At 53.4% G+C, this 14,716-nt stretch carries 15 protein-coding genes; 12 read left to right on the top strand and 3 right to left on the bottom strand.

Going from position 1 to position 14,716, the window contains the following annotated elements; all coding sequences use genetic code 11:
* Positions 1 to 68: 68 nt before the first annotated feature.
* From purL to ACAW75_RS22305, 4 genes are all read left to right on the top strand, one after another.
* Complete coding sequence (gene purL, locus ACAW75_RS22320; protein WP_370730982.1) at positions 69 to 2,360, top strand: phosphoribosylformylglycinamidine synthase subunit PurL; 2,292 nt, start codon at positions 69 to 71, stop codon at positions 2,358 to 2,360.
* A 96-nt stretch (positions 2,361 to 2,456) separates the two neighbouring features.
* Positions 2,457 to 3,224: a tRNA pseudouridine(38-40) synthase TruA gene (gene truA / locus ACAW75_RS22315; RefSeq protein ID WP_370730981.1), complete on the top strand. Its 768-nt coding sequence runs from the start codon at positions 2,457 to 2,459 to the stop codon at positions 3,222 to 3,224.
* A gap of 165 nt (positions 3,225 to 3,389) precedes the next feature.
* Positions 3,390 to 4,277 (top strand): glycerophosphodiester phosphodiesterase family protein, encoded by an 888-nt coding sequence (locus tag ACAW75_RS22310; RefSeq protein ID WP_370730980.1) that lies wholly within the window; start codon positions 3,390 to 3,392, stop codon positions 4,275 to 4,277.
* Positions 4,278 to 4,286: 9 nt separating this feature from the next.
* Positions 4,287 to 4,670 carry a ribosomal maturation YjgA family protein gene (locus ACAW75_RS22305; RefSeq protein ID WP_370730979.1) on the top strand — a complete coding sequence of 128 codons (384 nt, stop codon included), beginning with the start codon at positions 4,287 to 4,289 and terminating at the stop codon, positions 4,668 to 4,670.
* A gap of 32 nt (positions 4,671 to 4,702) precedes the next feature.
* Here ACAW75_RS22305 and ACAW75_RS22300 read toward each other — a convergent pair whose 3' ends face one another.
* Entirely contained in the window at positions 4,703 to 5,422 is a 720-nt protein-coding gene (locus ACAW75_RS22300; RefSeq protein WP_370730978.1) for a hypothetical protein, read from the bottom strand.
* A gap of 80 nt (positions 5,423 to 5,502) precedes the next feature.
* A complete protein-coding gene (locus ACAW75_RS22295; protein WP_370730977.1) occupies positions 5,503 to 7,092 on the bottom strand; it encodes a GNAT family N-acetyltransferase in 1,590 nt (529 codons plus the stop codon).
* A gap of 207 nt (positions 7,093 to 7,299) precedes the next feature.
* On the opposite strand from ACAW75_RS22295, the gene ACAW75_RS22290 reads away from it, so the two are divergent.
* The 7 genes from ACAW75_RS22290 to ACAW75_RS22260 all read left to right on the top strand — a co-directional run bounded on the left by ACAW75_RS22290 (position 7,300) and on the right by ACAW75_RS22260 (position 13,555).
* Entirely contained in the window at positions 7,300 to 7,740 is a 441-nt protein-coding gene (locus ACAW75_RS22290) for an OsmC family peroxiredoxin (protein WP_370730976.1), read from the top strand.
* Between the two features lie 179 nt (positions 7,741 to 7,919).
* A complete protein-coding gene (locus ACAW75_RS22285; RefSeq protein WP_370730975.1) occupies positions 7,920 to 8,786 on the top strand; it encodes a sterol desaturase family protein in 867 nt (288 codons plus the stop codon).
* Positions 8,787 to 8,904: 118 nt separating this feature from the next.
* The gene (gene rpsO, locus ACAW75_RS22280) at positions 8,905 to 9,180 is read left to right on the top strand and encodes a 30S ribosomal protein S15 (protein WP_370730974.1); all 276 of its coding nucleotides are present in this window, start codon (positions 8,905 to 8,907) and stop codon (positions 9,178 to 9,180) included.
* 328 nt (positions 9,181 to 9,508) lie between these two features.
* Positions 9,509 to 11,644, top strand: a complete 2,136-nt coding sequence (gene pnp, locus ACAW75_RS22275) for a polyribonucleotide nucleotidyltransferase (protein WP_370730973.1) — start codon at positions 9,509 to 9,511, stop codon at positions 11,642 to 11,644.
* Between the two features lie 73 nt (positions 11,645 to 11,717).
* Positions 11,718 to 12,581: a sigma-70 family RNA polymerase sigma factor gene (locus ACAW75_RS22270; protein WP_085413706.1), complete on the top strand. Its 864-nt coding sequence runs from the start codon at positions 11,718 to 11,720 to the stop codon at positions 12,579 to 12,581.
* A gap of 110 nt (positions 12,582 to 12,691) precedes the next feature.
* The gene (locus tag ACAW75_RS22265; protein ID WP_370730972.1) at positions 12,692 to 13,048 is read left to right on the top strand and encodes a VOC family protein; all 357 of its coding nucleotides are present in this window, start codon (positions 12,692 to 12,694) and stop codon (positions 13,046 to 13,048) included.
* Between the two features lie 84 nt (positions 13,049 to 13,132).
* Entirely contained in the window at positions 13,133 to 13,555 is a 423-nt protein-coding gene (locus ACAW75_RS22260; RefSeq protein WP_370730971.1) for a DUF4488 domain-containing protein, read from the top strand.
* Between the two features lie 69 nt (positions 13,556 to 13,624).
* On the opposite strand, the gene ACAW75_RS22255 is transcribed toward ACAW75_RS22260, so the two are convergent.
* Positions 13,625 to 14,020, bottom strand: a complete 396-nt coding sequence (locus ACAW75_RS22255; protein ID WP_370730970.1) for a T9SS type A sorting domain-containing protein — start codon at positions 14,018 to 14,020, stop codon at positions 13,625 to 13,627.
* 285 nt (positions 14,021 to 14,305) lie between these two features.
* On the opposite strand from ACAW75_RS22255, the gene ACAW75_RS22250 reads away from it, so the two are divergent.
* Positions 14,306 to 14,680: a DUF1304 domain-containing protein gene (locus ACAW75_RS22250; protein WP_370730969.1), complete on the top strand. Its 375-nt coding sequence runs from the start codon at positions 14,306 to 14,308 to the stop codon at positions 14,678 to 14,680.
* Positions 14,681 to 14,716: the final 36 nt, after the last annotated feature.

The following is a 14,716-nucleotide window of genomic DNA, read 5'->3' as shown; positions in this document are numbered from 1 at the left end:
CTGACTTGATACTGAATGGGTATAACTCACCTGCTCAGGCCGGTATCATCTTCCATTTTTCTCCCTTTGTGGTACGCACTGTGAACGCTCCCGAACAACCGCAGACTAGTCTAGATCCCATTCCAACCGTCGAAACCGCCCGCAAACTGGGGGTGCTACCCGAAGAATTTGACCGGATTGTCGCCATCCTCGGCCGTCAGCCCAACTTTACCGAACTCAGCATCTTCTCGGTGATGTGGTCGGAACACTGTTCGTATAAGAACTCCATCGTCTGGCTTAAAACGCTTCCCCGCGACTCAGACCGGATGCTGGCCAAAGCCGGTGACGAAAACGCAGGTCTGGTCGATATCGGCGACGGACTGGCCTGTTCGTTCAAGATCGAGTCGCACAACCACCCCTCGGCGCTGGAACCCTATCAGGGGGCCGCAACGGGCGTCGGCGGGATCAACCGCGATATTTTCACGATGGGTGCCCGGCCCATTGCCCAACTCAACTCACTCCGCTTCGGCGATCTGAGCCTGCCCAAAACACGTCGGCTGTTGCGCGGCGTGGTGAAAGGCATCGGCGACTATGGGAATGCCTTTGGTATTCCGACGGTGGGCGGCGAAATCTATTTCGATGAATGCTACAACACCAATCCGCTGGTAAACGCCTTCTCGGCGGGTATCGTGGAAGTGGGCAAAAGCGCCAAAGCAACGAGCTACGGCGTGGGTAATCCGGTGTTCATCGTCGGCTCGGCAACGGGGAAAGACGGTATCCATGGCGCCACGTTCGCCTCAGAAGACATCACCGCCGCGTCGACGGATAAACTGCCTGCCGTGCAGGTGGGTGATCCGTTCATGGAGAAACTGCTGCTCGAAGCCACGCTCGAGATCATTGCCACCGGCTACGTGATCGGTATTCAGGACATGGGTGCCGCCGGTATCATCTGCTCGACCTCCGAAATGAGCGCGAAGGGGGAACACGGCATGATCATCGACCTCGATAAAGTACCGACGCGTCAGCCCAACATGGCGCCGTTCGAAATCCTGCTGTCCGAATCGCAGGAACGGATGCTGGTGGTGGTCGAAAAAGGGAAAGAGAGCATTATTCAGGGTATTTTCGACAAGTGGGATCTGCACTGCGCGCAGATCGGTGAGGTGACCGCCGCGCCCGAAGAGGGCGTTGGCCGACTGCATTTCTACCGCTACGGCAAACTGGTGGCCGACGTACCGGCCCATGACCTGGTGTTGGGCGGTGGTGCGCCGCAGTATCGCCGCGAGTATAAGGAACCGGCCTACATCAAGGAGTTCGCCAAATTCCGCATCGCCAGCGTGGCCGACGTCACAACCGACGAACTGAGCGCGGTGGCCAAACACCTGTTGAGCCACCCGAATATCTGCTCACGGCAGTGGGTATCGCAGCAGTACGACTCGATGGTGGGCACCAGCAACCGGACCACCAACGCCCCGTCTGATGCGGCCGTGGTACGGGTAAAAGGCGCGGGGATTCCCAAGTCAGAGAAATCGATCGTCATCACCGTCGATTGCAACAGCCGGTATGTAAACGCCAACCCATTCGTGGGGGCGCAGATTGCCGTGGCCGAAGCCTGCCGGAACGTGGTGTGTACGGGTGGCGAGCCGCTGGCCGTGACCAACAACCTGAACTTTGGCAACCCCTACGTACCTGAAGTGTACTGGCATTTCGTGGAAGCCGTGAAAGGCATGGGCGAAGCCTGCCGCCGCTTCGAAACGCCGGTGACGGGTGGTAACGTGAGCTTTTACAACCAGTCGTCGGACGACGGACCGGTGTTCCCAACCCCAACGATCGGGATGCTGGGCCTGATGGAAAAGCCCGACAACCGCATGACGCTCAACTTCCGTCAGGCAGGAGACAATATCTACCTGATCGGCTCGTCGCAGAACGACATTGCTTCGTCGGAGTACCTGTATTCGTACCGGGGTGTGAAAGCATCGCCGGCTCCCGCGTTCGATATCGATCAGGAGCTAACGCTTCAATCGGTCGTGAAACAGCTGATCACGAAGAAGCTCATCTCGTCGGCGCACGATATTTCGGATGGTGGTCTGTTCGTGGCTGTGGCTGAATCAGCGATGGCGGGCGGTACCGGCTTCGCCATCACAACGGACGCCGACTACCGGAAAGATGCCTACCTGTTCGGCGAAAGCCAGAGCCGCGTCGTGGTATCGGTATCGGCGGAGCAGCAGGCGGCCTTCGAGCAGTTTATGGAGCACGCCCGTGTAGCCTTCAGCCAGATCGGTGACGTCACTGCCGCTGACTTCGTGGTCGATGGCCAAACCGTGATTGCCACCGCCGACGCGTCGGACCTCTACGACAACGCCCTGGGCAAGATCATGGCATAAGTTTCCTGCGTCAGATATGTAGCACCGAAGCTCCAGCTTCGGTAGTAGTAAACAGCTCAATTACTACCGAAGCTGGAGCTTCGGTGCTACTTTCTGATGCAGCGTTATTTTATTGAACTGAGTTATAAAGGCACTGACTTCCACGGCTGGCAATTTCAGCCGAATGGAATATCGGTGCAGCAGGTGCTGGAAGAAACGCTGACCAAACGGCTGAGTCAGCCGATCTACATTGTCGGCAGCGGCCGCACCGACGCGGGGGTGCATGCCCGGCAGCAGTACGCCCATTTCGAGATGGACGGTGACCTGCCGGAGCATGATCTGCTGGTGCATTCGCTGAACAACATGCTGCCCGACGGGATCGCGATCTACCGGATATTCCCCGTCGGCCCGACCGATCACGCCCGGTTTTCGGCCCGATCGCGGTATTACCAGTACCACATTCGTCGACAGAAGAGCGCGTTCCTGACCAATCAGAGCTACATCTTCCGGCCGCAGCTGGATATTCACCTAATGAACGAAGCGGCGGCCAAACTGCTGACGTTTAGTAATTTCAAGAGCTTCAGCAAGGTTCGGACCAACGTAAATCACTACCACTGCCAGCTGATGCGGGCCGAGTGGGAGCAGACGGCGGAGTCGCTCATTTTCCATATCAAAGCCGACCGGTTTCTCTACGGCATGGTGCGCTGCATCGTCGGCACGATGCTCGATATCGGCCAGCACCGCATGACCCTCGACCAGTTCGAGGCCATCATCCGGGCCGAAGACCGCACCATGGCTAGTCGCGCTGCACCCGCCAGCGGATTATTTTTAACCGAAATAACGTACCCGGATGCAGTGCTGGCCAGGCGATTCGAGAATGGCTAGGTACGTTGACGGATCACAAACGAGATGGTCTGATTGCTTCGCGCTCTAGGTTGCTTTCGCCTAGTCGAAGGGCTATGCGAAAGCAACCTAGAGCGCGAAGCAATACAAAATCAAACACACCTAATCAGATTACCAACTGAAACATTTCATCACAAACAGTTCTTCATGAATCGCTTCTCAACATTACTGCTCTACACCCTCACGCTCGCCAGCATCTTTGCTGGGTGTTCACCGAAAACAGCCCCGGCCAAATCGTCAGTTCGGGCTACCGAGCGGTTCAGGTACGTCGCTGGGCAGCATCCACTGATTTCGGTGCATCGGGGTGGGGGCGATTTACGCGGATATCCTGAAAACTGTATCGAATCGTTCGACTACGTCACCGGACAGATCGAGCGGCCCGACGCGCCAGCGGTGATCGAGTGCGACATTGACCTGACCAAAGACAGCGTACTGGTCATGATGCACGACGCTACCCTCGACCGCACCACGACCGGTACCGGGAAGCTCATTGAACGTACCTACGCCGAGGTGAAACAGGTGAAGCTGGAAGATAATCAGGGAAACCCAACGGCGTTTCGCGTACCTACGCTTACCGAAACCCTGAACTGGGGCCGTAAACGGGGGGCGATGTTCACGTTGGACGTGAAACGGAATGTGTCCTTCGCGAAGGTGGTCGAACACGTGCGCAAAACGAAAACGGAGAATAATGTCGCCATCATCACCTACAATGCGAAAGATGCGGCGCTGGTGAACAAACTGGCTCCCGAGTTGATGATCTCCGTGACGATTCGCAACGAGGCGGAATACAATCAACTCCACGCGCTGGGTATTCCTGACAACCGGATGTTTGCGTTCGTTGGCGTGAAAGCGCCCGACTCAAGCCTGTATGCGTTCCTGCACGCCAAAGGTATCGCCACCATCCTGGGTACGTTGGGCAACCTCGACAAACAGGCCGCCGCCAAAGGCGATAACCTCTATACCGAATGGACCGCCGCCGGTGCCGATATGCTCTCGACAGACCGCCCGCTGGAAGTGGCCAGGGCGTTAAAATAGAAAATACAGGTGAAGCGGAACAGGGTTATTTACACCGGCCTGACAGCAGGCGCTCTACTTTTAGGATTGGCGTCGAGGCGATTCGGCACGTACCTGCCAGCCTTCATCAACGCCTACATCGGTGACACGCTTTGGGCGTTGATGGTCTTCTTCGGCTTTGCCTTTGTGTTCAGTCGCCAGCCTACCAGAGCGATTGCGTTGTTGGCGCTGCTGTTTTCGTTCGGTATTGAGATCAGCCAACTCTACCATGCACCCTGGATCGATTCGGTGCGTGCAACCCGCCTGGGCGCACTCGTTCTCGGCTTCGGTTTCTTGTGGACCGACCTGATCTGTTACAGCGTAGGCGTCTGCATTGGCTGCCTGATAGACCAGTTGATCAGGCGGAATCAGTAAAAACAAATGCGGAATAACAATTTGCCGGGAGCTTACTGGATCCAGCAATAGGTTGGTGAGGCTGTTACTTCACCGGTTATCAGATTGATCCGCGCCTCAACGCATTTATTGGCGTTGAAATCGATGGTTCCGAACGAGAACAGGTACGGATCGCCATTCGTACGGACGGCAGCGCCAGGCAGATAGACAGCTACCCGGGCTGGATTCAGGATGTCGTAACCTGTCTTCTGCCGCAGGGTTGAGCAGGCCGCTTCACAACTGCTAAAGGCGAGGGGCTGATTGAGCCTGAGCGGAATGTCGTTCTCGGCGAAGAGGGTATTGAACGGAAGCTGGCTTTCGGTCAGGAAGACGCCCCTGGGTACTTTTATCGCAAACGATGCCGTGGCTACCGGGTCGAATTTTACCTGAAACGTTTCATAATAAGGCAGCCGTAGCCACTCCCGTTCATAGACATAATTCACCCGGAAGGTAACCCCCTGAACCCAGGTCTGAAGCACCCCACTGACCGATTTGATGTGCGCCTGAAAGAGCGAATCACTAAGCTGATTGCGCTGTAAAAATTTCTTCTTCCAGATGGCCAGGTAATAGGTCGTGAGCGAATCAGGCGTTTGATTGGCGCTGTAGGGCAGTGGCTCATGTAGAAAAGGGCAGCCACAGGGCTTAATCGCTACCGTCGGTGCATCTGGGGTAGGGCTGGTATGCCGACAACCAAGCAGGAAAATCAGGCCAAAGCAGGTCAACAGCAGACGCATACAGCTTATCGAAACGAGTTGACCGGGTAGACCCGATTTTCCGGTAAATGGTTGCAGTAAGCAGGAGCAATACGATTCAATTACTCCGACACCACGATCACGGGTGCTACATGCTCCGGGTCGTTGTCGTGAGAGGCTTTCTTTGAACCGCGGCGAGAAGGACGTTTCATTGAGACTTCGTAGAGGTCCGTGCGGCGGTCTTTCAGGTTTTGCACCGAGCCGTATTCGTGCAATTCCTTCAGCAGCGATACGTCGACATCCGCGAAGAGGACCATCTCCGTGTTGGTCGTCGCTTCGGCCTTGATCGCATTATTGGGAAACTGGAAATCAGACGGTGTGAATACGGCCGACTGAGCATAATGAATATCTGTATTGGGTACGTTCGGCAGGTTTCCCACGCAGCCGGAAATGGCTACGTAACACTCGTTTTCGATGGCCCGTGCCTGCGCGCAATTCCGAACCCGATAATAGCCATTTTGCGTGTCGGTCAGGAAGGGGACGAAGATGATCTGGGCACCCTGAGCGGCCAGGGCCCGACCTAGTTCGGGGAACTCGACGTCGTAGCAGATCATCATGCCGATCTTGCCACAGTCGGTATCGTAGGTACGTACCTCGTAGCCACCCACCATGCCGTAAAATTTCACCTCATTGGGCGTAATATGGATCTTCCGGTATTCTTCATACGACCCATCGCGGCGGCAGAGGTAGGAGACGTTGTAGAGCCTGCCATCGTCCATCAGCGGCATGGAGCCGGCGATGATATTCACGTTGTAGGAAATGGCGAACGAACACATTTTCTCTCGTACCGCATCTGTGTATTTCGCCAATTCGCGGATGGCCTGTGGTTCGGGCATATCCCTGAACTGTGCCATCAGGGGTGTGTTGAAAAACTCGGGCAGCACCAGGAAATCGGCTTTGTAATCGGATACCACATCGGTGAAAAATTCCACCTGATCGAAGAACGCCTGGATATCGGGGAAATGCCGCATCTGCCACTGCACGACGCCCAACCGGATAATTGAATCCGTATGAGGCTTACGGTCTTTTTCAGCAACGTAGTAAATGTTATTCCACTCCAGCAGCGTTGCGTATTCCTTCGATTCAGTATCGCCGGGCAGATATCCGCGTAAAACTTTCTTGACGTGAAAATCATTGGCCAACTGGAACGTCAGCGTGGGGTCGTAAATGTCTTTCTGCTTCACCCGCGTAATGAATTCGCGGGGCGACAGTTCATCGGCGTATTTCCGGTAGTTAGGAATCCGGCCACCGGCCAGAATGCCTTTGAGGTTCAGTTGTTCGCACAGCTCTTTCCGCGCGTCGTATAAACGTCGGCCCAGCCGCAGATCGCGGTAGTCGGGATGAACGAACACTTCGATGCCGTAGAGCCAGTCGCCTTTGCTGGTGTGCGTATCAAAAGTGTATTCGCCCGTGATTTCCTCGAACGTATGGCTGTCGCCAAAGTCAGCGTATTTTACCCGGATGGCCAGCGCACAGGCTACTACTTTGTCGTCGACTTCTACGCAGAATTGCCCGTCGGGGAAAATATTGACGAGTTTGTCGATCAGGTTTTTCTCCCAATAATCGCCGCCAATGCCGCTATATGATTCGATCATCGCCTCTTTGAGGTCGGCATAATCACTTTTTTTGAGATTCCTGCTTACAATACGCATGGAGAATGGGGACGGTTATAACGTGCTACAGGAAAGGAACAGCAGGGAAGGTACCCTTGGTTTCGGGTAATCCTAAAAGTGCCCCGCTAATCGGTGCGGTTGATAGACGATCAATAAAGTCGATGAACGGATGAAACAATCTGGGCCGTGATACGGGTTCTACAATCAATCGTTAGGAAGTCTAGCGCTAAACATTAAACCACAATCATGGCACAAGCAAAACGCAGAGCATCGGCCACCTGGTCGGGAAGCCTGCAGGAAGGCACCGGCTCACTATCAGCCACCGGAGGCGTATTGAACAATACCCCCTTTTCATTCAAAACACGTTTTCTGAGTGAAGACGGCAGCGCGGGAACCAACCCCGAAGAACTGCTGGCTGCCGCCCACGCAGGCTGTTTCACCATGGCCACCGGTGCCACCATGGGCCAACAGGGTTTTACACCCACCAATCTGGAAACAAAGGCTGTGCTGACCATGGACATGGATACGCTCACGATCACTGCCGTTGATCTGGTATTAACGGGTAGCGTACCTGGCCTCGACCAGGCTAAGTTTGAGGAGATCGCCAATGATGCCAAGAAAAACTGTATCATCTCGCGCGCCCTTTCTCCCGACATCAAACTGACGCTGACGGCTACACTGGTCTAATAACAATTCATATCCTGTCGTGCTATAGGTTGTTGTCGCTTAGTCGAAGGGCCACGCGACAACAACCTACAGCACGACAGGACTTTTACATTTAAAGGAGTTCGCCCGCTCAACAGCTTGTTGTGGCGGGTATTTTTTTGCCGGAACGTACCTAGATTTGTCTCATTCATTGATAAACTATGAACGATCTGGTTAATTATTCCATTCCGGCCTTTGTGATACTGATCGCTGCTGAAGTGGCTGTAACGGCCTGGCAACAGCGTGATCACTACGAAGCCAAAGACAGCGCCAGCAGCATTACCATGGGTATTGGCAGCGTGGTTGTTGGCTTTGCCGGCAAAGCGCTGGCGCTGGGAGCCTACACGCTGGTCTACCAGTTTCGACTCTTCACGATCGATATGGCGCAGGGCTGGCCGTGGGTCGCGCTGTTTTTTGCGGAGGATTTCAGCTATTACTGGTTCCACCGCATCAGCCACGAAAGCCGCTGGTTCTGGGCCTCGCATGTGGTGCATCATTCGTCGCAGAAGTACAACCTGAGCACCGCCGTCCGCCAAACCTGGACCGGGACGTTGACCGGCTCGTTTATTTTCTGGCTCTGGTTACCACTGATCGGCTTTTCGCCCCTTGCTGTCATGACCATGCAGTCGATTAGCCTGCTCTATCAATTCTGGATTCACACTGAACTGATCCAGCGCTTTCCAAAGCCGATCGAGTGGCTGTTCAATACACCGTCGCATCACCGGGTTCATCACGGTTCCGATCTGGTTTATCTCGACAAGAACCATGCAGGTGTGCTCATTATCTGGGACCGGCTGTTTGGCACCTTCGAGCCTGAACAACACCGGCCCACGTATGGCCTCACCAGGAATGTGGGCTCTTATAACCCAGTACGGATTGCCTTTCATGAGTGGAGCAACATGGCCAGTGACGTCCGTCACGCTGGCTCTTTCCGCAACGCGCTTGGTTACCTGTTCGGTCCCCCCGGCTGGAGCCACGACGGGTCGCGGAAAACAACCAAGGAGTTAAGGGGGCAGATGAAAGGCTAAAAAAAGCCTCGCCCAACAACGTACCTGAGCAGCGCCTTTCATAATACTTCGTTCTTAACGCGTAATTGCTTACCTTTGCGGCTGTAAAATCAATTTGTAAACAAAAAGCTGTCTGACGATGTATTTACCATCAGAAAAAAAGCAGGAAATTTTCGCTACGCAGGGTGCCCAGAAAAATCCGGGGGACACTGGGTCAGCAGAATCTCAGATCGCGTTGTTTACGTACCGGATCTCTCATTTGACTGAGCACCTTAAAGTGCACAAGCATGATTACAGCACCCGTCAGGGGCTGCTGAAACTGGTAGGTAAGCGTCGCGCCATGTTGGATTACCTCCAACGTAAAGATATCAACCGCTATCGGGCCGTGTTAGCTGCCCTTGGCATCCGTAAATAAGCGGACAGGTTGTCAACAAACAGGGAACTCGCTAGCGAGTTCCCTGTTTTTCTTATGTGCCAAGTCAATTGTACCCATTCAGTGAATTATTCGTCTAAGTTGTAGTACAAAGGCTAGCGTCATTTTGCGCCCCTTTGGCTGCTCGTAGCTCGTAATCAAGAAGTACTCAGTAACAGGTTATCGTTGCAGTGAATCTGCCTAAGGGAGGCAATGTCCCTTCCACTAAGTAAACCGGGTTGTCTGACTGTTTCTTTTTTGTGGTGAAAGCGGTAGGAGTGAGTCTAACTGATGTTTTAAAGCTGTTGTAGCGAGAATCAAAATCTGTTGTATGTTTCAAATCACCACGCAAACGGTTGCGCTTCCCGATGGCCGGGAGATTACCATTGAAACCGGTAAACTAGCCCGTCAGGCCGACGGAGCCGTTGTTGTCCGGTTGGGCGACACCATGTTGTTAGCCACCGTCGTAGCGAGTAAAGAGGCCCGTGAAGGCATTGATTTCCTGCCCCTCTCGGTCGATTATCAGGAGAAATTCGCGTCGGCAGGCCGTATTCCCGGTAGTTTTCAGCGTCGCGAAGGTCGGTTGTCTGATTACGAAATCCTGATTTCCCGTCTGGTCGACCGTGCCCTGCGGCCCACTTTCCCTGAAGATTTCCACGGCGATACGCAGGTCATGATCACCATGATCTCGGCTGATCCCGAAGTACTGCCCGATCAGCTGGCGGCGCTGGCAGCTTCGGCGGCGCTGGCCGTGTCGGATATTCCGTTCAACGGACCAATCTCGGAGGTTCGCGTCGCTAAGATCGACGGTGAATATAAAATTAACCCGCTTGCTTCTGAACTGGAGCGCGCTACCCTCGACCTGATCGTTGCGGCCAACGCCAATGACATCAACATGGTTGAAGGTGAAATGAAAGAGTGCCAGGAAGCCGAAGTGGTGGAAGCGCTGAAAATTGCTCACGATGCCATCAAGGCGCAGTGTGCTGCTCAGAAAGAACTCGAAGCGAAAGTTGGCAAGACCGAGAAACGTACCTACAACCACGAAACGCACGACGAAGAACTTCGCAAGGCGGTTCATGCGGCTACGTACGATAAAGTATACGAAGTAGCGCTGAAAGGGCAGGCAAGCAAAAAAGCACGCTCTGAAGGGTTCAAGGCTGTTCGTGAAGAATACCTGGCGTCATTGCCAGAAGGTACCGAAGTGAATACCTCACTGGTGAAGACCTACTTCAGCGATGTGGTTTGGGAAGCCTCACGGAATCTGGTCTTGAACGAACGCTATCGTCTCGATAGCCGGAAGCTGGATGAAATCCGGCCAATCCAGTGCGAAGTAGATTACCTGCCCCGCGCCCACGGTTCAGCCGTGTTCACTCGTGGTGAAACACAGTCGATGACGACCGTTACGCTGGGTACCAAGCTCGATGAGCAGATCGTTGATCAGGCGTTGACGCAGGGCTACAACAAATTCCTGCTACACTACAACTTCCCCGGTTTCTCGACGGGTGAAGTAAAACCGAACCGGGGGGCCAGCCGTCGCGAAATTGGTCATGGTAACCTGGCTCACCGTGCGCTGAAAGGCATGTTGCCCGAAGGGGCCGACAATCCGTACACCATCCGTATCGTATCTGATATTCTGGAGTCGAACGGTTCGTCGTCAATGGCGACGGTTTGCGCAGGTACGTTGGCCCTGATGGATGCCGGTATCAAAATCAAAGCCCCCGTAGCCGGTATCGCTATGGGCCTGATCTCCGACGAAGCCACTGGCAAATATGCCGTCCTGTCTGATATCCTGGGCGATGAAGATCACCTCGGCGACATGGACTTCAAGGTAACGGGTACCGAGAAAGGCATTACCGCTGTTCAGATGGACATGAAGGTAAACGGCCTGTCGTACGAAATCCTGACCGAAGCGCTGAATCAGGCGCGGGCGGGTCGCCTGCACATCCTGGGTGAAATGAAGAAAGGCCTCGATGCCGTGAAGCCCGACCTGAAACCGTTTGCTCCACGTGCCTACGTGATCAAGATTGCGCAGGATCAGATCGGTTCGGTAATCGGGCCCGGTGGTAAAGTGGTTCAGGAGATCCAACGTGAGTCGGGCGCTACGGTCAACATCGAAGAACGTGAGGGGGCCGGTTTTGTCAGCATCTATGCCACCAACAAAGAGAGCATGGACAAAGCCGTTAGCCGCGTGAAAGGGATCACGGCAACAGCTGAGGTAGGTGAGATTTACGACGGTAAAGTGAAGACGATCCAGCCATTCGGCGCGTTCGTTGAGTTCCTGCCGGGTAAAGACGGACTACTCCATATCTCGGAAGTGAAATGGGAGCGCCTCGAAACAATGGACGGCGTTTTCCAGGTTGGAGAGACGGTACGAGTTAAATTAGTTGAAATTGACAAAAAAACGGGAAAATACCGTTTATCTCGTAAGGCACTCTTACCACGTCCAGAGAACAATACCAAAGCATAGATTGTTGACCAGATAAGCACGTGTGCCGTAAAACAGGCGTACAGGCCTGTAGTACACCATCCTCAGCAGATACATGAGACAGCTAAAAATTTCAAAACAGATTACCAACCGTGAAAGTCAGTCGCTGGATAAGTACCTCCAGGAGATTGGTAAGGTTGACCTGCTGACGCCCGACGAAGAAGTGACCCTAGCCCAGAAAATCCGGGAAGGCGATCAGCTGTCGCTCGAGCGATTGACAAAGGCCAACCTTCGTTTCGTGGTCTCGGTTGCTAAACAATACCAGAACCAGGGTCTGTCACTGGGCGACTTGATCAACGAGGGAAACCTTGGTCTGATCAAAGCCGCGCAACGGTTCGATGAGACGCGTGGTTTTAAATTTATTTCGTACGCCGTATGGTGGATTCGTCAGTCGATTTTGCAGGCCCTGGCCGAGCAGTCTCGTATTGTTCGTCTTCCCCTGAACCGGGTAGGTTCGCTGAATAAAATCTCGAAGACCTTCTCTGACCTCGAGCAGAAATTCGAGCGTGAGCCGTCGCCGGAAGAACTAGCCGCCGTGCTGGAAATTTCACCCGCCGAGGTGGTCGACACACTTAAAATTTCGGGTCGGCACGTGTCGATGGATGCGCCGTTTGTGCAGGGTGAAGAAAACAGCCTGCTCGACGTGCTGGAGAATGACGGTGAAGACAAGCCTGACTCAGGACTGATCAACGATTCACTGCGGAAAGAAGTGCAGCGTGCCCTCTCAACGCTGACCCAGCGCGAAGCCGACGTGATTACGCTGTACTTCGGTCTGAACGGCGAACACGCCATGACGCTGGAAGAGATTGGCGAGAAGTTCAACCTCACCCGCGAACGCGTTCGTCAGATCAAGGAGAAGGCCATTCGCCGCCTGCGTCATACCTCACGCTCCAAAGCGCTGAAGACGTACCTGGGGTAACGTCCCTGCGTAAACAGATTACAGAAAAGCTCGCTCCGGCGGGCTTTTTTTATGGCAGAACGACCAGGCATAATTATAAAAACAGGATGGAGTCTTTATCCAGTAAGCAGATGATACATTTCAAACGACTCGACCACATACTGGTTTCGATACCCGAACAGGCAACTGAAGAGGCGAGACAATTTTATTCACAGGTGTTGGGACTGGCAGAAATTCCGGGTCAGCATCCGGGCGGGGCAATCTGGTTCGAGATAGCCGACATTCAACTTCATTTACGGGAGGAGCCATCCGGGAACCGATCCCTGCGGCATCCTGCTTTTGACATTGAGAATCTGGACGAAACCCGGCACGAACTGGAAAAGAAGGGAGTCGAGATCAGCTACTCCTCAGCCATCGACGGGAGACAGCGTTTCTTTATTCGTGACCCGTTTGGCAATCGAATCGAGTTTTTAGCGTATGATGCTTAGTAAGTTGAGTCTCGTTATTAGCGGCTTAACTGGTTCCTTAACCTTTTCTTAAAATAAAATATGAAAATAACACTTGTACTGTGCTTGACTATACTACCCATAGCCTTCGGCTGCTCGACTGGTCAGCAATCTGTTCCGCTGGTTGGAACCTGGGAATTAGTCGCGGCGACAAGCTCAGAAAACGGGCAGACAACGTCGACGTTTGACCCTAACCGGAAGATGATCAAGATTATCAATGACACGCATTTTGCGTTCCTGAACCATGATACACGCGCCGTGGGTGATTCAACGGCAGCGCCGTTCAGCGCCGGTGGTGGACGGTATACGCTGACAGGTGATGCCTATACGGAGTATCTAGACTATTTCAATGATAAACAGTGGGAGGGTAATAAGTTCGACTTCACCATCACTTTCCTTAATGATACGCTCGTGCAACGGGGTGTTGAAAAAGTAGAAAAGGCGGGTGTTGATCACATCATTGTTGAGAAGTATAAGCGAGTGAAATAGCCCTGAGGAACGTACCTGACTAAGCGATGATCAGGTACGTTCCTCAGGGCTATCTGGCGATCGGCGCCGTTAAAGAAGCTCGACTGTCCGGGTTTGCTGAATAGGTTGACCGGTCGAGATCTTGAGGTCGCGGGTAATCATTTCCAATCCGTTCGATACTTTCAGTACATAGTCGCTGGCTTTTAAGTGGCTGATATCCAGATTTAAACGGGCTGTTTCCTCATCGGCATAGAGCGTATGGTTGTAGATAAGATGACCGGTCCTGTCGAGAAGCTGAATATAGACCAGACCACCTAATTGCTTGTCGACATTAACGCGTAGTTTGCCACTGCCCGTGATCAGGGCGCCAACATCAAAATGAACGAGTCTGGTAGGATGGTCACGTTTACTTTGGCGAATGGGACCAGCGAGCGACATTGTACTGACAGTTGCCGTCAGCATAACCGAAAAGAGAAGCGAATTCATCGAAGTAGGGGTTTTGTGAGTAAGGAGTAGCCTGAGTATCAATAGGCGTCAGGTACGTTAAAGACGACTAGACAGCCAATGAGTTGCATCAACTGTATGAACGGCCAGAAAAATGGGTGAGCGGGTGCAGGTCACCTGCCAACCCCGGAAAATTGGCGCCTGGCAGACCAGTCGCAGACGGTAAAGCACATTGGGGAACGCAGGCACGAGCTTGAGAATGCCCCTACCTTTAGACACTGATCAGCTTATAGATCCATCCCACATGTCGCCTTTCCCAATCCTAATATGACTCTACTATCTGTTCTGTTGATCGGCTGTGTGGCCCTTGAACATCTCTACATACTCTGGTTTGAAATGTTTGCCTGGGAGAGCCGGGGAAAAGAGATTTTCAAGGGGGCCATGCCCGCTGACTTATTCAAGCCAACAAAAAGGCTGGCAGCGAACCAAGGGTTGTATAACGGTTTCCTGGCGGCAGGGCTGATCTGGACTTTTTTTATTACAGATCCCGTCTGGAAATCAAACGTCGCTATTTTCTTTTTGAGTTGCGTGGTGGTTGCTGGTAGCTACGGGGCCATAACCGCCAGCCGTAAAATCTTTTTCGTACAGGCCCTGCCAGCGTTACTTGCCCTGGTTTCGGTTTTAGTGTCACGGTACATGTAGATCCGTCGGCTGTCAGACCATTGCCCATAGAATAAA

It is taken from the genome of Fibrella arboris (assembly GCF_041321095.1).
Taxonomy (GTDB): domain Bacteria; phylum Bacteroidota; class Bacteroidia; order Cytophagales; family Spirosomataceae; genus Fibrella; species Fibrella arboris.
The sequence above is the reverse complement of the archived record's forward strand: the minus strand, read 5'-3'. Positions and strand labels throughout refer to the sequence as shown.